This window comes from Pseudomonas sp. BT76 TE3572 (assembly GCF_050435365.1).
In the GTDB taxonomy this organism is placed as follows: Bacteria; Pseudomonadota; Gammaproteobacteria; order Pseudomonadales; family Pseudomonadaceae; genus Aquipseudomonas; species Aquipseudomonas fluorescens_W.
On the sequence record NZ_JBNDKE010000001.1, the window covers coordinates 2,730,997 to 2,752,309 of the forward strand.

The window sequence follows — 21,313 nt, forward strand, 5'->3', positions numbered from 1 at the left end:
GCTGCAACTTACATCGTATGAGTGGGACGGTCGGACTTCAGGGCTCCGGCCAGATGGGTTTCGATTCGACTGCGCGCGGTATTGTCGCCATCGTTGAATTGTACGCCGACCCCGGCGGCCCGGTTGCCCTGCGCACCTTTGGGGGTGATCCAGGTGACCTTGCCGGCCACCGGAATCTTCTCCGGCTCGTCCATCAGGTTCAACAGCATGAATACCTCATCGCCCAACTTGTAACTCTTGTTGGTCGGGATAAACAGGCCACCGTTCTTGATGAATGGCATGTAGGCCGCGTAAAGCACGGACTTGTCCTTGATCGTCAGGGACAAAATGCCGTTGCGCGGCCCAGGATTGACGAGTTCATTCATGCTGACCTCCGTTGCTGATGCTCAGAGTCTAGGCACAGGCGGTCACTTCTGGGTAGGTAAACCCACCCATTGCACCAACAGCGCCTCGAGCAACAACACCCGATTGAGGTTGGCTTTGCTCATTACTTTCTGGCGCTGGGCGAGGATCCAGTCCTGAATATTCAGGACTTTGTCCTGGCCGGCTTTCTGCGCCAGGTACTGAATCACCTTGCGCATGTCCGTCAGCCCCAGGCCTTCTTCGTCCTGAGTCAGCTGATAGCGCAGGATCAGGCTCGACCAATCGCAGAACCAATCGAACAGCAACAACAGCGGAATCGCATTCCAGCCTTCGGCCAGTTGCGTCGGTGACTGTTGCTGCTTGAGCAACTTCTTCACGCCATCGACCACCAGCGCCCGTTGCTCACGCACACCCTGGGCCTGCAAGTTGACGGCGGCCAGTGGCGAACCGGCGGCCAGGGTCAGCAACTCGACACGCTCTTCTTCCGAGCAGTCCGGCAAGGCTTTCGCCAGCCATGCAAGACTCATGGCTTCGCTCGGCAATGGACAAGCCTGCTGCACGCAACGGCTCTTGATGGTCGGCAACAGACGACTGGTCTGGTGGCTGACCAACAGCAAAACGGTATCGCCGGAAGGTTCTTCAAGGCTTTTGAGCAAAGCGTTGGCGGCGTTGATGTTCATCGACTCGACCGGCTCGATCAGCACCACTTTGCGGCCGCCCATCTGCGCGGTCTGCACCACGAAGCTGACCAGATCACGAACCTGATCGACCTTGATCGCCTTATCGGCTTCTTCCGGTTCCAGAATGTAGTTGTCAGGGTGACTGCCGGCCTTGAGCAGCAAGCAGGATTTGCATTCGCCGCAAGCATCGTGGGCGGCGCTAGGACGCTGGCACAGCAAACTGGCCATCAAGCGCTCGGCCAGCGCACGCTTGCCGATCCCGGCCGGACCGTGCAACAGATAGGCGTGAGCATGTTGCTTGCGACCGGCCAAATGCTGCCAGAGACTGTCCTGCCACGGATAGGCTTCAGCCACGAGTCAACTCCAGCAGGCGCGGCAGCAAGGCATCCAGTGACTGCTGAACCTGCGCCAACGGCTGGGCGGCATCGACCAGGACATAACGCGCAGGATCCGCTTCAGCACGCTTGAGGAAGGCACTGCGCACCGCATCAAAAAAGGTTCGGCCTTCGAGTTCGAAGCGATCCAGACGACCGCGAGCGCTGGCGCGGGCCAGGCCCACTTCCACCGGCAGATCGAAAATCAACGTCAGGTCCGGGCGCAGATCGCCCTGGACGAAGGTTTCCAGGGTCGCGATACGCTCCAGCGACAGGCCGCGACCGCCACCCTGATAGGCGTAGGTCGAATCGGTAAAGCGATCACACAAGACGACCGCGCCGCGGGCCAGCGCCGGGCGAATCACCTCGGCCAGATGCTGGGCTCGCGCGGCGAACACCAACAGCAACTCGGTGTCGGGGTTCATGACTTCGTCAACCGGCGCCAGCAGCACTTCGCGGATCCGCTCGGCCAACGGCGTGCCGCCTGGTTCGCGAGTCAGCACGACCTCGATACCGGCGGCGCGCAGGCGCTCGGCCAGGTACTCGCGATTGGTGCTCTTGCCGGCGCCTTCCGGGCCTTCCAGGGTAATAAACAAGCCAGTCACAGGCAGTCCTTAGTCAGAGTCATTGCGGGCTTTGCGGCGCAGGTGCATCCGGTTCGGGCGCGGGTGCGGCTGCGGGCTCTTGAGTGGGTTCTGAAGCAGACTCCGTTGAGAGCGACGGGTCAGGCGCTTGCGGCGCTGCTGGCGCCGCCTGAGCAGGCTCTTGCGGCGGCACTTGCGGCAAAGCCTCGGGGGCCGTGTCGGGCGAAGCAGCCGGAATCGGTGCCTGCTCATCCGTCGCCTCTGGCGCCGTAGCCGGCGCCGGGCTGGATCGGTAGTCGGCACGGCGCTTGATCTGGAACTCACGCACAGCGTTATTGTGCGCGTCCAGATCATCGGAGAACACGTGGCTGCCATCACCGCGAGCAACGAAATAGAGGCTATTGCCAGCCACCGGATTCAGCGCTGCATGAATCGCTTCGCGACCGACCATGGCGATCGGGGTCGGCGGCAGTCCCGAAATCATGTAGGTGTTGTACGGCGTCGCTTCCTTGAGATGGGCGCGAGTCAATTTGCCGTTGTAACGATCACCAAGGCCGTAGATCACGGTCGGATCAGTCTGCAACAACATGCCCATTTCCATGCGCCGTACAAACACCCCAGCGATTTGCCCACGCTCCTGCGGCACACCGGTTTCCTTCTCCACCAGCGAGGCCATGATCAGCGCCTGATAGGGTTCGGTGTACGGCACATCAGCGGCGCGCTGGCTCCATTCCTTGGCCAGGACTTCGTCGAGGCGGTCGTAGGCTTTTTTCAGCAGCTCGACATCGGTCATGCCACGCACGAAGCGATAGGTGTCAGGGAAGAACCGTCCTTCCGGAAAAATCCCGGTGTGGCCGAGTTTGTCCATCACCTCGCTATCACTCAAACCGTCGAGGGTCTTTTCGAGTTTTTCATCCTTGGCCAGAGCAGCGCGGACCTGATGGAAATTCCAGCCCTCGACCAGCGTCAGGCTGTACTGAACCATTTCCCCGCGCTTCCACAGGTCAATCAGGCCTTCGACGGTCATGCCGGGCACCATGCGGTACTCGCCTTTGTGCAACGGTTGTTTGGCGAGATTGAAGCGCCAATACACCCGCAACCAGAACGCGTCCTTGATGACGCCATCGGCTTCGAGTCGATAGAAGGTGCGCGTCGGTGTCGTGCCTTTGGGCACTTCCAGCAGCTCTTCCTGAGTGATGTTCAGCGGCTGTTCCAGCGCCGAATGGATTTTCCAGGCGGAAGCGCCCAGACACAGCCCTGCCAGAACCAATCCGGTTTCCAGCAGCAGCAAGAATTTACGTCTCACGTATCAAGCATCCAGTAGCGCGCGGGCAATGGTTTGGAGTTTACGGGTGAGCGGACCAACCGGCCAGCTCAGTGCGGCATAGGCGCGCACCGGCCAAACGCCATACACGCTGTTGCAGACAAAAACTTCATCAGCCCATTGCAGCTGATCGAGGGTGATATCGGTGGTTTGCGTGGGGATCCCCAATGTCTCGGCTTGAAACAATAATTCGGCACGCATCACGCCGGCCACGCCGCAGCGCTTCAAATCAGCGGTGATCAGCACGCCATCGCGAATCAGGAACAGATTGCTGAACACTCCTTCAATGACGCGCCCGGCCTGATCGAGCATCAAGCCTTCGGCATGATCGGTGTCTTGCCATTCGGAGCGGGCGATGACCTGCTCAAGACGGTTCAGGTGTTTGAGTCCGGCAAGCAGTGGCTGTTTGGAAAGCCGCGTCGCACAGGGGAACAGGCGAACGCCCTGCTCCGCATTGGCCGCAGGATAAACCGCAGGAGGGTTGCCCAGCATGATGCGGCGCGCCTGAGCCGAAGGGTCGGGCGCATAGCCGCGCGCGCTTTCGCCACGCGTAACGATGAGTTTGAGCACGCCTTCGCCCAACGCTTGGGCATAGGTCAGCAACTCAGTGCACACAGCCGCATGATCGAGATTAATTGCCAACCGCTGGCAACCCTTGACCAAACGCACCAGATGCCGATCCAGCAGCACAGGACTGCCGTTGTGTACGGCGATGGTCTCGAACAGACCATCACCGTAAGCCAGGCCGCGATCCTTCAGCGACAAAGCGTCAGCCGGCTGACCGTCGACCCAGCTGTCCATCAGTCAGCGAACCGGCGGAACACCAGCGAGCCGTTGGTACCGCCAAACCCGAAGGAATTGGACAGCACCACATCGATATCCATATTGCGCGCGGTATGCGGTACGAAATCGAGGTCGCAACCTTCGTCCGGCTCATCAAGGTTGATGGTCGGCGGCGCTACCTGGCTGTTGATCGCCAGCACACTGAAGATCGCTTCGACCGCGCCCGCCGCACCCAACAGGTGACCGGTCATGGACTTGGTCGAACTGACCGCCAGCTTGTAGGCGTGATCGCCGAACACCGACTTGATCGCACAGGCTTCGGCAAGATCGCCGGCCGACGTCGAGGTGCCGTGGGCGTTAACGTACTGGACCTGGTCGCCATTGATCTTGGCATCGCGCAGCGCATTGGTGATGCAACGTGCAGCACCCGCGCCGTCGGCCGGTGGCGAAGTCATGTGGTAAGCATCGCCACTGGTGCCAAAGCCGATCAGCTCGGCATAGATGGTCGCGCCGCGGGCTTTGGCGTGCTCCAGTTCTTCGAGAACCAGAGCGCCGGCACCGTCGGACAGCACGAAGCCATCACGGCCCTTGTCCCATGGACGGCTGGCGCGGGTCGGTTCGTCGTTGCGGGTCGACAGTGCGCGGGAGGCACCGAAGCCACCCATGCCCAGACCGCAAGCCGCCATTTCAGCGCCGCCGGCAATCATCACGTCGGCTTCGTCGTACATGATGTTGCGTGCCGCCATGCCGATGCAGTGCGTACCGGTGGTACATGCGGTGGCGATGGCGTAGTTAGGTCCCTGTGCGCCCAGATGGATGGACAGGAAACCGGAAATCATATTGATGATCGAGCCAGGCACGAAAAACGGAGAAATCCGTCGTGGGCCGGAATCATGCAGGGTGCGGCTGGTTTCTTCGATATTGGTCAGTCCGCCGATACCCGAGCCCATGGCCACGCCGATGCGCTCACGGTTGGCGTCGGTGACTTCCAGACCGGAGTTACGAACGGCCTGAAAACCTGCGGCCAGACCGTATTGAATGAACAGGTCGAGCTTGCGAGCTTCCTTGACCGACAGGTATTCCTCGACATTGAAGCCCTTTACCGAGCCGCCAAAACGGGTGGAATAGGCAGAAAGGTCGGTGTGTTCGATCAGACCAATGCCACTGCGGCCAGCCAGAATGCCCTGCCAACTGCTCGGCACATCCGTGCCCAGTGGCGACAACATACCCATACCGGTGACTACGACGCGTCTACGCGACACAGCACTCTCCTTTTTCAAATGACGACTTTGCATCAGGCCTAAAGAAAAAACCGCACGCCGTGATGGCAGTGCGGTTTTTCCATGACAGCAAGCAACGATTACAAGCTATTAAGCCTGGTGGTTAGTAACGTAATCGATTGCGGCTTGTACAGTAGTGATCTTCTCAGCTTCTTCGTCAGGGATTTCGGTCTCGAATTCCTCTTCCAGAGCCATCACCAGCTCAACGGTGTCAAGGGAGTCGGCACCCAGGTCTTCAACGAAGGAAGCAGTGTTGACCACTTCTTCTTCTTTAACGCCCAGTTGCTCAGCAACGATTTTCTTGACGCGCTCTTCGATGGTGCTCATACCTTGTTTTCACTCCTAATGGACAAATTCAGGCAGCTGGCCAGTGGGTAAGTGTATAGAAAGACTTTTCAGTTTTTCAACTGAAAGCTTCACTCCTCAAACCCGACGACCCTCTGCCTATAAATAGATTGCAGCTTTATAACGGATTTTAGACAGCTCGTATGACATTTTTTTGAAGCGATCCGTCACATTTAACTCATGTACATCCCGCCGTTCACCGGGATTGTAGCCCCAGTAACGTAAGCCGCACCGTCGGATGCAAGAAAAGCGACCACAGACGCGATCTCTTGAGCTTGTCCCAAACGGCCCAGCGGAATCTGCGTCTGCAAGGCTTCACGCTGTGCCTCGGGCAGTTCGCGGGTCATATCGGTGTCGATGAACCCAGGGGCCACCGAGTTTACCGTAATCGAACGCGAACCGACTTCACGCGCCAATGAACGGCTGAAACCTTCCAGACCGGCCTTGGCGGCTGCGTAGTTTACTTGGCCTGCGTTGCCCATGGCACCCACAACCGAGCCAATACTGATAATTCGTCCCCAACGGGCTTTGGTCATACCGCGCAAAACACCCTTGGACAGGCGGAACAGACTGTTCAGGTTGGTATCGACGACGTCATGCCATTCGTCATTTTTCATGCGCATCATCAGATTATCGCGGGTGATACCGGCATTGTTGACCAGGATCGCCGGCGCACCGAACTGCGATGTAATGCTCGCCAGTACTGCAGCAACGGATTCGTCGCTGGTGACATTGAGTTCCAGGCCAGTGCCTTGAATCCCGTTTTCCGTCAGGGTTGCCGCAATGCGCTCGGCACCCGAGGCAGATGTCGCGGTGCCGATAACGATGGCGCCCTGACGGCCCAGTTCCAGGGCGATAGCCTGGCCGATACCGCGGCTCGCGCCAGTGACCAGTGCAACTTTACCTTGCAGACTCATGCAGGCTTCTCCTGATTCAGGCCAGCGCTGCGCGAGCGGCAGCGAAGGCGTCGGGGGTATTGAGGTTGGATGTCGACACGCCTTCGGCGCAACGCTTGTTCAAGCCAGCCAGCACTTTACCTGGGCCGCATTCGACCAACTGGGTAGCACCTTTGGCGGCCAGCGCCTGAACCGATTCGACCCAGCGTACAGGCTTGTAAAGCTGCTCAAGCAGATCGCGCTTGAGGGTTTCCAGATCGGCCGGCACGCTGGCGCTGACGTTCTGAACCACCGGAATCTGCGGCGCCTGCCAGTCGATCGCTGCGATCGACTCGGCGAAACGCTCGGCCGCCGGACGCATCAGCTCGCAATGGGACGGCACGCTGACCGGCAATGGCATGGCGCGCTTGGCACCACGGGCCTTGCAGCCTTCGATGGCGCGCTCGACCGCTGCCTTGGCACCGGCGATGACCACCTGGCCAGGGGAGTTGAAGTTGACCGCACTGACCACTTCGCCTTGTGCCGCTTCGGCACAGGCAGCCAGCACATCAGCATCGTCCAGACCGAGAATGGCGGCCATGCCACCTTGCCCGGCCGGAACAGCTTCCTGCATTAACTGACCACGGCGCTCAACCAGCTTCACCGCGTCGCCCAGGCTCAGGCTGCCCGCAGCGACCAGAGCGCTGTATTCACCCAGGCTGTGACCGGCAACATAAGCCGGACGCGCGCCGCCTTCAGCCAGCCACAGACGCCACAAGGCAATCGAGGCGGTCAGAATGGCCGGCTGGGTTTTATCGGTTTGATTGAGTTGCTCTTCCGGCCCTTGCTGGGTCAGTGCCCACAGGTCGTAACCCAGAGCATCGGAAGCTTCTTTGAATGTTTCGAGGACAATCGGATGTTGCGCGCCCAACTCGGCCAGCATGCCGAGGGACTGCGAACCCTGTCCCGGAAAGACGAATGCGAGGGAAGCAGACATGTAACAAGCCCCTAATGATCTTGTCGTCGGAGAATTGACGTCCCGCTGGGGGGACGCAAGAAACTGACAGTTGGATGGCAAATTGAACTGAGCGGTCACATTTAAGCATTGTCCGACGAAAACGCCTAAAGCAACAAATCCTCCAGGCGACCGTGAATACGTTCCGGCAGGTTTTCCTGGATCTCGATCAAGGCACGCTGAATCGCACTCTGGAAGCCCTGAACCCCCGCCGAACCATGGCTTTTCACCACAATCCCCTGCAACCCGAGGAAGCTTGCGCCGTTATGCCGCGCAGGCGCCAGATCAGCTTGCAAGCGCTTCATCAGCGGCAATGCCAGAGCGCCGACCACTTTAGACGCGAGGTTTTTCTTGAACAAGGCTTCGATGCGCCCGGCAATCATGGTCGCCAGGCCTTCGCTGGACTTGAGCAGGATATTGCCGACAAAACCGTCACATACCACCACATCCGCCTCGCCACGGTACACACCGTCACCTTCGACAAAACCGATGTAATTGATGCCGCGAGCACTCTGCAACAAGGTGGCCGCCAGCTTGACCTGCTGGTTGCCCTTGATGTCTTCAGTACCGATGTTCAGCAGCGCCACCCGCGGACGAACGATGCCCAGGGTTTCCGCCGCCACCGAGCCCATCACAGCGAACTGCAACAGGTGCTCGGCGCTGCAATCGACATTGGCGCCCAGGTCGAGCAACTGACAATAACCCTTCTGCGTCGGAATCGCCGCCACCATCGCCGGCCGATCAATGCCCGGCAAGGTCTTGAGCACGAAGCGCGACAACGCCATCAGCGCACCGGTATTGCCGGCACTGACGCAAGCCTGGACCTTGCCATCGCGCAGCAACTCGAGCGCCACACGCATCGACGAGTCGGGCTTGCCGCGCAGGGCCTGCGCAGGTTTTTCGTCCATGGTGATGACTTCGGACGCCGGAGCAATCGACAGGCGCGAGCGATCCACAGCCGATTGGCCAGAGAGCAATTCTTCAAGAAGGGAGGGTTGACCGACGAGGGTCAGGTGCAGCGAGGGCGTAGCAGACAGACAAGCAAGGCTGGCCTGAACAATGCTGCGGGGACCGAAGTCCCCGCCCATTGCGTCAATCGCGATGACTTGAGCAGACAAGTGATTACTCGTCAGCGCCCTTGTCGATCACTTTACGGCCACGGTATACGCCTTCTGGCGATACGTGGTGACGCAGGTGAATTTCACCGGTGGTTTTTTCTACAGACAGAGTGCTTGCCGTCAGGGCGTCGTGCGAACGACGCATGTCACGGGCAGAGCGGGATTTTTTGTTCTGCTGAACAGCCATAATTGATTAACTCCTAAACGTTTGGGTCACGCTTTAACTGCGCCAATACACTGAACGGGTTGGACCGCGTTACCTCGTCCTCGCTCGGTTCGGGCTCATCGAGACCCGCCGGCTGCTGGCATTCTTCCGGATGATGAGCAGGCACAATGGGCAAGGCGAGCAGAAGCTCCTCCTCGATCAGTGACTGCAGATCCAAAGGATCTTCGCCCAGTTCCAGCACGTCATAACCTTTCGGCAACGACTGGGTATTCGCACCCTCCTTCACCACAGCATAACTGCATTCGCTATGGATCGGCAGGGTGACCAGCTCAAGACAACGCTGGCAAACCATTTTGACTTCGGTGTCGATAAAGCTGTGGATTACCACAGACTTACGTTCATCTCGTTCAAAAACGAATTTAGCCTGCACCGTACCGACAGTGTCGGAAAGCGGGTCGCAGAGTCTCTCCAAATCGGCCAGCAGCAGTTCACCTTGAAGGGTGGTGCCACGATCAGCCAATTTGCGCGGGTCAACGTGAGGTGGAATCGGGTCATTCAACATAGGCGCAGCATTATAGGGATGCCCCCAGCCATGTCAAAGGAAATTCAGCCCTGTCCGTCACTTGCAAGCCTCCGCTAGAATTCGCGCCTGTCTTCTGGAGATGCGCATGCTGCCTTTATTACTCGCTTCAAGCTCGGTTTATCGCCGGGAATTGCTGGCCCGCTTGCAGCTGCCGTTTATCTGCAGCTCGCCGGATATCGACGAAAGCCATCGTCCGGGCGAGTCCGCCATCGAGCTGGTCAAGCGCCTCGCCGAGGAAAAAGCACGTGCGCTGGCCGGCAGCCACCCCGCTCATCTGATCATTGGCTCCGATCAGGTCGCAGCGCTTGGCGAGCGGATTATCGGCAAACCCCACACCTTCGAAAAGGCCCGCGAACAATTGCTGGCTTCGAGCGGTGCCAGCGTGACCTTCCTCACCGGCCTGGCCCTGCTCAATAGCCAGACTGGCGATTGCCAGGTCGATTGCGTGCCGTTCACCGTGCACATGCGCACACTCGATCAGGCGCGCATCGAACGCTACCTGCGCGCCGAACAGCCCTACGACTGCGCTGGCAGCTTCAAGGCCGAAGGTTTGGGGGTGAGCCTGTTTCAAAGCACCGAAGGCCCTGACGCCACCAGCCTGATCGGCCTGCCATTGATTCGCCTGGTAGACATGTTGCTGGCCGAAGGCGTGCAAATCCCCTGAAGACAAAAAACCGGCCACGAAGGCCGGTTTTTGATGCCACCAGGAGTATCAGCGCAACGAAGGTCCCTGGAAGCCCATCCACATTGCCAGATGCTCAGCCACGCTGGCACCGAGCTTTTTCGAGAAGCGATCGAAAGGCGACTCCTGAACAGTGAAATCCACCAACTCTTTCTCGCCGATCACGTCACGCGCCACCGAACTGGCATTACCCAGACCATCGATCAGACCCAACGGCAGCGACTGCTCGCCGGACCAGACCAACCCGGAGAACAGCTCTGGATGCTCCTTGTCCTTGAGGCGGTCACCACGACCTTTCTTGACGCTGTTGATGAATTGCTGATGAGTGGTGTCGAGCACGCCCTGCCAGAACTGAGTTTCTTCAGGCTTCTGCGGCTGGAACGGATCGAGGAATGATTTGTGCTCGCCGGAAGTGTAAGTGCGACGCTCGACACCCAGCTTCTCCATCGTCCCGACAAAGCCATAACCGGCCGCCGTCACACCAATGGAACCCACCAGGCTCGCCTTGTCGGCGTAGATCTGATCCGCCGCACTGGCGATGTAGTAAGCACCGGAAGCGCCCAAATCCGAGATCACCGCGTAAAGCTTGGTGTCCGGATGCAGGCCGCGCAAACGCCGGATCTCGTCATAGACATAACCCGACTGCACCGGACTGCCGCCCGGACTGTTGATTCGCAGGATGACACCTTTGACCTTCTCATCCTCGAACGCCGCACGCAGACTGCCGACGATGTTGTCAGCGCTGGCAGGCTCCTTGTCGGCGATCATGCCGGTCACGTCGATCAGCGCGGTGTAGCTGCCACTGCGGGTGGCCGCTTTTTCCATGTCCATCAGCGGCGTGAACAGGACCAACGCGCCAAACAGGTACACAAAGGTCAGCAGCTTGAAGAAAATCCCCCAGCGACGGGACCGGCGCTGCTCCTGCACGCTGGCCAGCAGGGTCTTTTCCAGCAGCTTCCAGCTTTTCTCGTCACCGCTCTCCGCGCTTGCCTTGGCGGGCGCTTTCCATTCGTCGGTCATGACATCTACCCCAGCAAAAACCTATTAAGCCCGCTGACTCAGCCAGGCATGCAATTCCGAAAAACGATCAATGGCCAGTGCCGGCTCGAACACCTTCAACGCTTCTATCGATTGCGCGCCATAACTGACGGCCACCGAATCCATGCCAGCATTGCGCGCCATCTGCAAATCAAAGGACGAATCGCCCACCATCAGCGCTTGTTCCGGGCGAACCCCGCAGTGAGCGAGGATCTGCTCGAGCATCAGCGGATGGGGTTTGCTGGCGGTTTCGTCGGCTGCACGGGTGATGTCGAAATAATCTTCCCAACCGTGAGACTTCAGCACCCGATCCAGCCCGCGACGAGCCTTGCCGGTCGCGACCGCCAAGTGATAACCGTCAGCACGAAACGCTTCCATCGACTCGACAACGCCTTCGAACAACGGCGAAGGCACGGCTTCTGACGCAATGTAGTGATCGGCGTAATGCTCACGGAATGCGATCAGTTCGGCATCGCTGATTTGCGGATACAAGGTACGAATCGCTTCCGGCAGGCCCAGGCCGATGATGCCCTTGACGGCACAATCATCGCGCAACTGAAATCCGGAGCGCTCGGACGCGACATGCATGGCCTCGACAATCCGACCAATGGAATCAGCCAGCGTGCCGTCCCAATCGAAAATCAGCAGCTTGTAATCAGATGGGCGCACTCAATCGCTCCACGGTTTTAGCCCACATCTCGTCGACCGGCGCCTGCAACTTCAGCTCACTACCATCCGGCAGCGGCACGGTCAGCATGTAGGCGTGCAGGAACAGGCGCTTGCCGCCCAGGTCACGAATCTCTTTGCTGAAGCCTTCATCGCCGTACTTGGTATCGCCAGCGATGCAATGCCCGGCGTGCAGGGTGTGGACGCGGATCTGGTGAGTCCGGCCGGTGATCGGCTTGGCTTCGATCAGGGTGGCAAAGTCGCCAAAACGGCGCAGGACCTTGAACACGGTCACGGACTCCTTGCCCTCCTCCTCATCGACCTCGACCATACGCTCGCCGGAGCGCAGATTGCTCTTGCCCAGCGACGCCCGGACTTGCTTGATCGAGGCCGCCCAGTTGCCGCGAACCAGCGCCATATAGCGCTTATCGACGCCATCACCGCGCAATGCCGTGTGCAAGTGACGCAGCATGCTGCGCTTCTTGGCAATCATCAGCAGGCCGGAGGTGTCACGGTCGAGACGGTGAACCAGTTCGAGCTCCTTGCAATCGGGCCGCAACTGACGAAAGGCTTCGATCACCCCGTAAGTCAAGCCGCTGCCACCGTGAACCGCAATGCCGCAAGGCTTGTTGATCACGATCAACGCCTTGTCCTCGAACACAATCGAGGCTTCGAGGCGTTGGAGCAGGCCTTGTGCCAGTGGCACCGGCTCGTCGCGCTCAGGCACGCGAACCGGCGGCACGCGCACGATATCGCCCGCCTGCAGCTTGTATTCGGGCTTGATCCGACCTTTGTTCACTCGCACTTCGCCTTTGCGCAAAATGCGGTAAATCAAGGTCTTGGGCACGCCTTTGAGCCGAGCGAGAAGGAAGTTATCAATACGTTGGCCGGCATATTCCGGCGAGACCTCCAGCAGTTGTACGGCTGGGGTCGAAGGGGCAGTAGTCGTCATGGCGCGGATGATAACAATTTTTTATGGAATTGAAGCACTTAATCATTGCTGCTATAGTCGCGAACGCCGCCAAAAGTGGCCTGGACAGCGGACTAACGGTCAAAAACCGGCCCTGACCAACGCAATTCACGAGGACGAGAGGCCGTCCTACGGGGCTTTCGCTACGAAACGGTAGAGTTTGCAGTTGTAACGAGCGCAGGTGACATGAGGCCTGAAGCATGCCGCAAAGCAGAGTTTTCACTCGCCTTGCGAGCAAATATTCACGGCCAGTTCACAAAGTGCAGTCAGCTACGAGCAACCCCGAGCGAACGCTTCGGAAACAACGCCTAAATTAGCCATGATGCGTGACCTCCCCTTTCGGAGCTCACGGTAAATGCCAACCCGCTGCGGATTCTGCGCGCGGCAGCACCCGAATTATCAGGGATACGTGTAGGGTGGAGATGCACAACCGCTGGACTGTGTAGCAATAGGCTTTATCAAGACGCTTCATCTCGTCCACAGCCGCTGGTTGATTCCTCCTCCTGACTGAGTGCTTAAGTAGCCACAGCAAGCAGGACGCGTACGTCGCGACGCCGGCCCAATTGGTCGGGGTTCGCTAGACACTGGAGTGTCCAACCACTCCTGACGCACCTGACACCGACCATGAGAAGTCGTGTGTGCCGAACGCCGTTTCCGGCAGCCCGGAAACCGACGGTACTACATGAAAAGAATGCTGATTAACGCAACTCAACCCGAAGAGTTGCGTGTTGCACTGGTAGATGGCCAACGCCTCTACGACCTGGACATCGAATCCGGTGCACGCGAGCAGAAAAAGGCCAACATCTATAAAGGCCGGATTACTCGCATCGAACCAAGCCTTGAGGCTGCCTTTGTCGATTTCGGCTCTGAGCGCCACGGCTTCCTGCCCCTCAAAGAAATCTCCCGCGAATACTTCAAGAAAGCCCCAGAAGGCCGCGTCAACATCAAGGACGTCCTGAGCGAAGGCCAGGAAGTCATCGTTCAGGTCGAAAAAGAAGAACGTGGCAACAAGGGCGCAGCCCTGACCACCTTCATCAGCCTGGCCGGTCGCTACCTGGTTCTGATGCCGAACAACCCGCGTGCCGGCGGTATTTCCCGTCGTATCGAAGGTGAAGAGCGCAACGAACTGCGTGAAGCCCTGAACGGTCTGGTTGCACCAGCCGACATGGGTCTGATCGTTCGCACTGCCGGCCTTGGCCGCAGCAGCGAAGAAATGCAGTGGGACCTCGACTACCTGCTGCAACTCTGGACCGCCATCAAAGAAGCCTCGCTGGATCGCTCCGCGCCGTTCCTGATCTACCAGGAAAGCAACGTGATCATCCGCGCCATCCGCGATTACCTGCGCCAGGACATCGGCGAAGTGCTGATCGACAGCGTTGAAGCCCAGGACGAAGCCCTGACTTTCATTCGCCAGGTAATGCCGCAGTACGCCAGCAAGATCAAGCTGTACGAAGACAGCGTTCCGCTGTTCAACCGTTTCCAGATCGAAAGCCAGATCGAGACCGCTTTCCAGCGCGTCGTTGAACTGCCTTCCGGTGGTTCCATCGTTATCGATCCGACCGAAGCCCTGGTGTCCATCGACATCAACTCGGCGCGCGCCACCAAAGGCAGCGACATCGAAGAAACCGCCCTGCAGACCAACCTTGAAGCCGCCGAAGAAATCGCCCGTCAGTTGCGCCTGCGCGACATCGGCGGCCTGATCGTCATCGACTTCATCGACATGACCCCTGCCAAGAACCAGCGCGCCGTGGAAGAGAAAGTCCGCGAATGCCTGGAAGCCGACCGCGCTCGCGTGCAAGTCGGTCGCATCTCGCGCTTCGGCCTGCTGGAAATGTCCCGTCAGCGCCTGCGTCCATCGCTGGGCGAAAGCAGCGGCATCGTTTGCCCGCGTTGCAACGGCACCGGCATCATCCGTGACGTTGAATCGCTGTCGCTGGCGATCCTGCGCCTGATCGAAGAAGAAGCCCTGAAAGACCGCACTGCCGAAGTTCGCGCACAAGTGCCGATCCCGGTCGCCGCGTTCCTGCTCAACGAAAAACGCAACTCGATCACCAAGATCGAACTGCGCACCCGTGCCCGCATCGTCATTCTGCCGAACGATCACCTCGAAACGCCGCACTTCGAAGTTCAGCGTCTGCGCGATGACAGCCCGGAAGCCGCGGTCGGCCAGTCCAGCTACGAAATCGCCGCTGCCGCTGCCGAAGTCGAAGAAGTCCAGCCAGCCGCTGCGACCCGCACCCTGGTTCGCCAGGAAGCCGCGGTCAAGACTGCTCCGGCCCGCGCCAACGCTCCGGTTCCGACCGAAGTCGTCGCTGCCGCGCCAGTGCCTGCACCGGTCGCCGCGCCAGAGCCAAGCCTGTTCAAAGGCCTGGTGAAGTCGCTGGTCAGCCTGTTCGCGAGCAAAGAAGAGCCTGCTGCCCCGGTTGTGGTTGAAAAGCCAGCGACCACCGAGCGTCCGGCCCGCAACGAAGAGCGTCGCAACGGTCGTCAGCAGAGCCGCAACCGTAACGGTCGCCGCGATGAAGAACGCAAGCCTCGTGAAGAACGTGCACCGCGTGAAGAGCGCGCACCACGTGAGCCACGCGAAGCCCGCGAAGAAACCCCGGCAGTCGCCCGCGAAGAACGCGCTCCACGTGAAGAGCGCGCACCACGCGCCCCTCGCGAAGAACGTGCACCGCGCGCTCCTCGCGAAGATCGCAAGCCACGTGGCGATCGTGAAGAGCGTCCGGTTCGTGAACTGCGCGAGCCTCTTGATGCTGCTCCGGCCGCTGCTGCTGCGACTACTGCTGAAGAGCGTCCAGCCCGTCAGCCACGTGAAGAACGCGCTCCACGCCCACCGCGTGAAGAACGTCAGCCACGTGCCGAGCAAGCCGCTGCCGCAGTAGCTGAAGAAGAGCTGGTGACCAACGAAGAGCAACTGCAGGAAGACGGTCAGGAAGGCGCCGAAGGCGATCGTCCACGCCGCCGCTCCCGTGGCCAGCGTCGTCGCAGCAACCGTCGTGAGCGTCAGCGCGATGCCAACGGTAACGTGATCGAAGGTTCGGAAGAATCCGACTCCGCCGAAGGTAACGAAGCTGCCGAAACCAACGAAGCGCCAAGCGCTGCCGATCTGGCCGCCGGCCTGGCTGTTACCGCAGCCGTTGCCAGCACCGTGATCAGCGCTCCAGCCGAAGCACAGGCTAACGAGCAAGCTGAACGCGCGACTGCCGCCACCCTGGAAACTGCTCCAGTGGAAGCGCCAGTGGTTGAAGCAACGACTCCGGTCGAAGCCACCGCCGCTCCGGAAATCGAAGTCGCCCCGGTTCGTGAAGCACAGCCTGTCGTTGAAGCTGTCGCTGAGCCAGTGGTTGCCGCAGAACCGGTTGTCGAAACATCCAGCGAAACAGTGACTGAAGCTGTCCGTGAAGTTCGCGAAGAGCAAACCGCGTTCAACTGGGTTGCCGAGCCAGCCGCCGCCGAAGCGCCAGTAGCCGAGGACATGGTGTCCGAGCCAGTGGTTGCTGCCGCCGAGCCTGCTCCGGTGGTTGAAGCTCCGGTTGTTGCCGAAGTGGCTGCACCGGAAGTCGAAGCCGCCCCTGCCAGCGCCCTGACGCCAAGTGGCCGTGCGCCGAACGACCCACGTGAAGTGCGTCGTCGCAAGCGTGAAGAAGAGCGTCTGCAGAAGGAAGCCGAACTGGCTGCCGCTGCTGCTCCGGCTGTTGTCGAAGCGGCACCGGTTGTCGCTGAAGTCGTCGAGGCAGCTCCTGCCCCGGCTGCTGAAGTCGCTGCCGCCGAACCCGCTGAATCGGCGATCAACGAAGCACCGCGCTCCGTTCAGGAAGCGGTAGAGCAACACGAGCAAGCCCTGGAAAAAGAACACGAGCCTAAACCTCTCGTCTGATTCCATCGGCCACTAAAAAGCCCCGCCTGGTGATCCAGGCGGGGCTTTTTTATGCCCAGTGTCTACGTGAACACTAACTTCTCAGGCACATCCACATCCCACAACACCCCAGGATCGTCCACCGCGACCTCGACCACCCTCGCCTGCGCAAACAATGCCTTGGCCCCTCGATCACCGGACAACGCTATCAACGCACTACCAAAGCTGCGCCCAAATCCCACCGGATGCCCAAACTCACCTTGATGCACCGGAACACTGACGGCGTCATCAGCAATCCCCGCCACCACACGCTCAATACTCGTTGGAAGGATGAACGGCATATCCCCCAGCACAATCAGCCAGCCGCCGAGCTGCGGACATGCCGCCACCCCGGCCGCGATGCTGTCGCCCATGCCGGTCGATTCGATCAGCACAATCTCGCAGCCATAAGCCTTGGCCATGCGGATCACTTGCGGTCGATCCACAGTGGTCACCAGGACACGCTTCTCAAGGGAGGCCGGCAAATTCACCAGCACTTGCTCGATCATCGAATGGACAGCACCCTCGCGCCCCTTACAATCCGCCACCAGTTTGTCCTTCTCGGGACCGGCCTCCTGTCGAAACCGACTGCCCTGCCCAGCTGCCAAAACGATGACGCCGATGGGTTCGCTCATACCACCTCCTGCGACGGCTTCTTCTGCTTCAGTTCGACGCCATTCTTGATCGCGACGATTTCGGCCAGCAGCGACAAGGCGATTTCCGCCGGTGTGTGACTGCCAATGTGCAAACCGATCGGGCCGTGCAACCGCTCGATTGCCTCTTGTGACAAGCCTAGCTGAGCGAGGTTGTCCCGGCGTTTCTGGCTGTTGACCCGCGACCCCAGCGCACCGACATAAAACGCCTTGGAGTCCAGCGCCGTCAGCAGCGCCATGTCATCCAGTCGCGGATCGTGGGTCAGCGCGACGATGGCCGTGCGCTCGTCAGTCTGGATGGTGAGCACTGCTTCATCGGGCATGCCCGAGACAAACCGCCCGTGCTGCTCTTCCCAGCCGTAGACAAACTCGGTGCGCGGATCGCAGATCAGCACTTCAAAATCCAGCAGCCGCGCCATCTCGGCGACATACCGGGACAACTGCCCCGCACCGATCAGCAGCAGCCGCCAACGCGGACCGTAAATGGCACGCAGGGTTTTGCCGTCAAAACTCAGCGTATCGGTCTTGTTTGCCGGTTGCAGAACCACTTCACCGGTCGTGAGATCAAGCGAGCGAGCCACGATTTCATGCGCCTCGCAGCGCGCCAGCAACTCAGCGACCCAATCAGGATCGCCGACCCGCTCCTCAGTCAGGCGCAAGGTGCCGCCGCACGGCAAACCGAAGCGCGCAGCCTCCTCACGGGTGACGCCGTAAGTGATCAATTGCACCGGCGGCCCATCGGCCGGAATACGACCGTCGTGCAGCCGGGCAATCAAATCGTCTTCAACGCACCCGCCGGACACCGAGCCAATCACCACGCCATCTTCACGCAAGGCCAGCATGGCGCCAGGTGCCCGCGGCGCGGTGCCCCAGGTCTGGACCACGCTGTACAACACCACCCGCTGACCGGCGCAGCGCCATTCGAGCACGCTGCGCAGGACGTTCAGATCGACGCTGTCCATCAGGCTTGCGCCTTCTGCCAGCCTTGCAGCTGATAGCGAACCGGCAGGTTGCGGATGCGCTTGCCGGTGGCGGCAAAAATGGCGTTGCACAGTGCTGGCGCAATCGGTGGCACGCCGGGTTCACCGACACCGCCCAGTGGCACATTGCCGGGCGGTGTGACCAGATGAACCGCCACTTCCTTCGGCGCCAGCGACATGCGCGCCACTTCGTACATGTGGAAGTTGTCCTGCTGGACCTTGCCGTCCTTGAAGCTGATTTCCCCCAATACCGCGTTACCCAGGCCCATGACACAGGCGCCTTCGAACTGCGCACGAATCCGCTCGGGGTTGATCTGCGGACCGCAATCCACCGCGATGTCGGCCTTGTGCACGATCAGCGTGCCGTCGTCTTTGACTTCAACCTCGATCACTGCCGCCACATAGGTCACAAAGCTGTAATGCACCGCCAGACCCAGGCCTCGGCCCTTGGGCAACTCGCGACCCCAACCGGCAGCTTTCGCAGCGGTTTCCAGCACCGTGCGCAGACGCGCCGTGTCGATCGGATAACGCTCGGGCGATTCGCCGTAGTTCCACTCTTCACTCAACGTGCGCGGATCGATCTGCCGGTCCGGGCCGAGCAATTTGATCTGGTACTTGAGCGGATCCTGGCCGGCCTTGTGCGCCAGTTCATCGACAAAGCTCTGAATCGCAAAACCGTGAGGAATGTTCGATACCGAGCGATACCAGCCGACGCGGGTATGGACCGTCGCTTCCGGGTTTTCCAGGCGCACGTTAGGAATCGCGTAAGCCATGTTGGTAAAGCCCATGCCCAGCTCGAAGGCCGCCTCATGGTTCATGCCCGGCGCAAACAGCGCGGTGATGCTCGGCGCCACGGTGCGGTGCAACCAGCCGGACGGCAGGCCGTCATTGTTCAGGCTGGCTTTCAGGTACTCGGCAGACACCGTGTGGAAATAGGAGCAGTGGATGTCGTCTTCACGGGTCCATTGCACTCGCACCGCCTTGCCGGGGAATTCCTTGGCAAGGATGGCCGCTTCGATAATGAAGTCAGGCTTGGATTTACGACCGAAACCGCCGCCCAGCAAGGTGACATTGAAGGTGACGTTATCGAAGGGAATGCCGAGGCGTTCGCCAATGCGTTCGCGGGTGACTTGGGGAGCCTGGCTTGGGGCCCAGGCTTCGCACACGCCGTCCTTGAAACGGGCGATGGCGACCATCGGTTCCATTGGCGCTTGTGTGAGGTGCGGCAGGTAATAGGACGCTTCGAGCGTGCTGTCGGCGCTGCCCATCGCGTCATCGATGTTGCCGGTATTGCGCACCACTTTGCCGGGTTTGAGGGAAGCAGCCTCAATTTCCTTGCGGTAGGCGATCGAGTCGTAACTGGCGTTGGGGCCATCGTCCCACTCGATTTTCAGCGCATCGCGGCCCTTGATCGCCGCCCAGGTATTACTGGCGACCACGGCCACGCCGCCCAACGGCTGAAACTCCGATGGCAGAGGATGGCCTTCGATCTGCACAACCTTGATCACGCCCGGGACTTTCATCGCCGCGCTGGAGTCGACGGACTTGACCTTGCCGCCGTACACCGCAGGGCGTGCAATGGTGGCGTAGAGCATGCCGTCGAAATGTACGTCTGCACCGTAAACGGCGCGGCCATTGACGATGTCGGCACCGTCGATGGCCTTGGTGCCTTCCTTGCCGATGTAGCGAAATTCCGACGGCTGCTTGAGCCGCAGGCTGTCACGCGCCGGTACCGCCAGCGCACCGGCCGCGGCGGCCAAGGCGCCGTAACCCAGCTCACGACCGGTCGGTTGGTGAATGACTTTATGCAGTTGCGCGCGGCATTCGCTGACCGGCACTTTCCACTGCTCGGCTGCGGCTTGTTCGAGCATGGTCCGCGCGGCAGCACCGCAGCGACGCATCGGCTCGAACCAGTGGCGCATGCTGCGCGAACCATCGGTGTCCTGGTTACCGAAGCGCACTTCGTCGCCCGGCGCCTGCTGCACCTTCATCATCGCCCAGTCGGCTTCCAGCTCATCAGCCACCACCATCGTCAGGCTGGTGCGCACACCCTGGCCCATTTCCGAACGGTTGCAGACCACGGTCACCGTGCCGTCAGTGGCGATGCTGACGTACACCTTGGGATCGTCGATCCAGCCGTTGGGCATGCCATCGGCGCCGAATTTCTTGTCTTTCTCGGCAGCAAAAGCGTCTTGCCAGCCCCAGCTCGCCACCAGAACCAACGCACTGGTGGCACCGACACCCTTGAGGAAACCACGGCGACTGAGGTTGCTCAGCGCGAAATCATTTGGTAACTGGCTCATGCCTTGGCCTCCTTCAGGTGAGTGGATGCCTGGCGGATGGCGGTCTTGATGCGGTTGTAAGTGCCGCAGCGGCAAATATTGCCGACCATCTCCTCTTCGATCTGTTCGTCGCTGGGGTTCGGGTTGGTCTTGAGCAGTGCCGTGGCGGACATGATCTGCCCGCCCTGACAGAAACCGCACTGGGCCACGGCGGTGTCGAGCCAGGCTTGCTGGACGATTTGCCCGACCGGGTCGACGTGCAGGTTGTCGATGGTGGTGACGTCCTGGCCGACCACGGAACCGATCGGCGTGATGCAACTGCGTGCCGGGGCGCCGTCGATAAGAATGGTGCAGGCACCGCACAGGCCCATGCCGCAGCCGAATTTAGTGCCGTTGTAACCGGCCACGTCGCGGATCGCCCAGAGCAGCGGCATGTCCTCGGTGACATCGAGTTGATGGTCTTGACCATTGAGCTTCAGGGTAATCATGGGCACGCCCGCATAGTTATTGGTTATGGGGTCGAGCAATCTGCCGCCGAGGGTTGGCGGTTGGCATCACGCAGATCGGCTCAGGCTAATGGGGCTCTCTTATGCGGACGGTAGCGTCTGCATCGGGCCTTTGATGGAGCAAACGTTTGCATCGTTAGGTGGCTAA

21 protein-coding genes are annotated in these 21,313 nt (G+C 60.1%); 2 read left to right on the top strand and 19 right to left on the bottom strand.

Translation table 11 applies throughout. The features are described from left to right. Window positions 1-8: 8 nt before the first annotated feature. From ABH912_RS12515 to ABH912_RS12570, 12 genes are all read right to left on the bottom strand, one after another. Window positions 9-365, bottom strand: coding sequence for a PilZ domain-containing protein (locus tag ABH912_RS12515; protein ID WP_033056958.1), 357 nt, complete (start codon window positions 363-365; stop codon window positions 9-11). A 42-nt stretch (window positions 366-407) separates the two neighbouring features. Next, on the bottom strand, window positions 408-1,397 hold the full coding sequence (locus tag ABH912_RS12520; protein ID WP_033056957.1) for a DNA polymerase III subunit delta': 990 nt from the start codon (window positions 1,395-1,397) through the stop codon (window positions 408-410). After that, entirely contained in the window at window positions 1,390-2,022 is a 633-nt protein-coding gene (gene tmk, locus ABH912_RS12525; protein WP_008152325.1) for a dTMP kinase, read from the bottom strand. The genes ABH912_RS12520 and tmk overlap by 8 nt, the downstream gene beginning before the upstream one ends. 19 nt (window positions 2,023-2,041) lie before the next feature. Then, a complete protein-coding gene (gene mltG, locus ABH912_RS12530; RefSeq protein ID WP_033056955.1) occupies window positions 2,042-3,307 on the bottom strand; it encodes an endolytic transglycosylase MltG in 1,266 nt (421 codons plus the stop codon). A gap of 3 nt (window positions 3,308-3,310) precedes the next feature. Continuing rightward, window positions 3,311-4,126 carry an aminodeoxychorismate lyase gene (pabC, locus tag ABH912_RS12535; RefSeq protein WP_429510803.1) on the bottom strand — a complete coding sequence of 272 codons (816 nt, stop codon included), beginning with the start codon at window positions 4,124-4,126 and terminating at the stop codon, window positions 3,311-3,313. Next, the gene (fabF, locus tag ABH912_RS12540; protein WP_033056953.1) at window positions 4,126-5,370 is read right to left on the bottom strand and encodes a beta-ketoacyl-ACP synthase II; all 1,245 of its coding nucleotides are present in this window, start codon (window positions 5,368-5,370) and stop codon (window positions 4,126-4,128) included. Before fabF ends, pabC begins: the two co-directional genes overlap by 1 nt. Window positions 5,371-5,478: 108 nt before the next feature. After that, entirely contained in the window at window positions 5,479-5,715 is a 237-nt protein-coding gene (gene acpP, locus ABH912_RS12545) for an acyl carrier protein (protein WP_003442511.1), read from the bottom strand. Between the two features lie 191 nt (window positions 5,716-5,906). Continuing rightward, entirely contained in the window at window positions 5,907-6,650 is a 744-nt protein-coding gene (gene fabG / locus ABH912_RS12550; protein ID WP_033056950.1) for a 3-oxoacyl-ACP reductase FabG, read from the bottom strand. A 16-nt stretch (window positions 6,651-6,666) separates the two neighbouring features. Further along, entirely contained in the window at window positions 6,667-7,605 is a 939-nt protein-coding gene (fabD, locus tag ABH912_RS12555) for an ACP S-malonyltransferase (RefSeq protein ID WP_090186768.1), read from the bottom strand. Window positions 7,606-7,730: 125 nt separating this feature from the next. Beyond that, window positions 7,731-8,741 (bottom strand): phosphate acyltransferase PlsX, encoded by a 1,011-nt coding sequence (plsX, locus tag ABH912_RS12560; protein WP_082459097.1) that lies wholly within the window; start codon window positions 8,739-8,741, stop codon window positions 7,731-7,733. Between the two features lie 4 nt (window positions 8,742-8,745). After that, window positions 8,746-8,928: a 50S ribosomal protein L32 gene (rpmF, locus tag ABH912_RS12565; RefSeq protein ID WP_008152339.1), complete on the bottom strand. Its 183-nt coding sequence runs from the start codon at window positions 8,926-8,928 to the stop codon at window positions 8,746-8,748. Between the two features lie 13 nt (window positions 8,929-8,941). Beyond that, window positions 8,942-9,469, bottom strand: a complete 528-nt coding sequence (locus ABH912_RS12570) for a YceD family protein (RefSeq protein WP_004371317.1) — start codon at window positions 9,467-9,469, stop codon at window positions 8,942-8,944. 106 nt (window positions 9,470-9,575) lie between these two features. Here ABH912_RS12570 and ABH912_RS12575 point away from each other — a divergent pair, with 106 nt between their 5' ends. Next, window positions 9,576-10,154 (top strand): Maf family protein, encoded by a 579-nt coding sequence (locus ABH912_RS12575; RefSeq protein WP_429510804.1) that lies wholly within the window; start codon window positions 9,576-9,578, stop codon window positions 10,152-10,154. Window positions 10,155-10,202: 48 nt separating this feature from the next. Here the strand turns inward: ABH912_RS12575 and ABH912_RS12580 are convergent, their stop codons facing one another. From ABH912_RS12580 to rluC, 3 genes are read right to left on the bottom strand one after another with little or no spacing between them, the layout of a single operon-like run. After that, window positions 10,203-11,192 (bottom strand): S49 family peptidase, encoded by a 990-nt coding sequence (locus tag ABH912_RS12580; protein ID WP_033056943.1) that lies wholly within the window; start codon window positions 11,190-11,192, stop codon window positions 10,203-10,205. Between the two features lie 24 nt (window positions 11,193-11,216). Then, complete coding sequence (locus tag ABH912_RS12585) at window positions 11,217-11,879, bottom strand: HAD-IA family hydrolase (RefSeq protein ID WP_033056942.1); 663 nt, start codon at window positions 11,877-11,879, stop codon at window positions 11,217-11,219. Beyond that, entirely contained in the window at window positions 11,866-12,828 is a 963-nt protein-coding gene (gene rluC / locus ABH912_RS12590) for a 23S rRNA pseudouridine(955/2504/2580) synthase RluC (protein ID WP_429510805.1), read from the bottom strand. Before rluC ends, ABH912_RS12585 begins: the two co-directional genes overlap by 14 nt. Before the next feature lie 700 nt (window positions 12,829-13,528). Between rluC and rne the strand changes: the two genes are divergently transcribed. Further along, window positions 13,529-16,726 (top strand): ribonuclease E, encoded by a 3,198-nt coding sequence (gene rne, locus ABH912_RS12595; protein ID WP_429510806.1) that lies wholly within the window; start codon window positions 13,529-13,531, stop codon window positions 16,724-16,726. A 62-nt stretch (window positions 16,727-16,788) separates the two neighbouring features. Here rne and ABH912_RS12600 read toward each other — a convergent pair whose 3' ends face one another. Genes ABH912_RS12600 through ABH912_RS12615 form a run of 4 tightly spaced genes read right to left on the bottom strand, consistent with a single transcriptional unit; the run spans window position 16,789 to window position 21,147 of the window. After that, window positions 16,789-17,379 (bottom strand): nucleotidyltransferase family protein, encoded by a 591-nt coding sequence (locus tag ABH912_RS12600; RefSeq protein WP_429510807.1) that lies wholly within the window; start codon window positions 17,377-17,379, stop codon window positions 16,789-16,791. Then, the gene (locus ABH912_RS12605; RefSeq protein WP_429510808.1) at window positions 17,376-18,359 is read right to left on the bottom strand and encodes an XdhC family protein; all 984 of its coding nucleotides are present in this window, start codon (window positions 18,357-18,359) and stop codon (window positions 17,376-17,378) included. Before ABH912_RS12605 ends, ABH912_RS12600 begins: the two co-directional genes overlap by 4 nt. Beyond that, window positions 18,359-20,680, bottom strand: coding sequence for a molybdopterin cofactor-binding domain-containing protein (locus ABH912_RS12610; protein WP_429510809.1), 2,322 nt, complete (start codon window positions 20,678-20,680; stop codon window positions 18,359-18,361). The genes ABH912_RS12605 and ABH912_RS12610 overlap by 1 nt, the downstream gene beginning before the upstream one ends. Next, a complete protein-coding gene (locus ABH912_RS12615; RefSeq protein ID WP_429510810.1) occupies window positions 20,677-21,147 on the bottom strand; it encodes a (2Fe-2S)-binding protein in 471 nt (156 codons plus the stop codon). Before ABH912_RS12615 ends, ABH912_RS12610 begins: the two co-directional genes overlap by 4 nt. Window positions 21,148-21,313: the final 166 nt, after the last annotated feature.